Raw genomic sequence first — 206 nt, 5'->3', positions numbered from 1 at the left:
TACGAAGGCACCCCGGCCTCCCCCGATGAGCACCGGCACTTCCAGATCATCGAAACCTATGGCGTCACAATCTATTACACCGCTCCGACCCTGGTGCGCACGTTCATGAAGTGGGGCCGCCAGATCCCCGCCGCCCACGACCTGTCGTCGTTGCGGTTGCTCGGCTCAGTCGGTGAGCCCATCAACCCCGAGGCCTGGCGCTGGTA

Annotated in this window: 1 protein-coding gene; it reads left to right on the top strand. The window is 64.1% G+C overall.

The features are described 5' to 3' along the window. Positions 1–206, top strand: a 206-nt coding sequence (locus AC3A6P_RS36245) for an AMP-binding protein (RefSeq protein WP_487697491.1), incomplete at both ends; no start/stop codon positions are given.

The sequence above is a fragment of the Mycobacterium sp. Soil_C_30 genome (assembly GCF_057656995.1).
The sequence above is the reverse complement of the archived record's forward strand: the minus strand, read 5'-3'. Positions and strand labels throughout refer to the sequence as shown.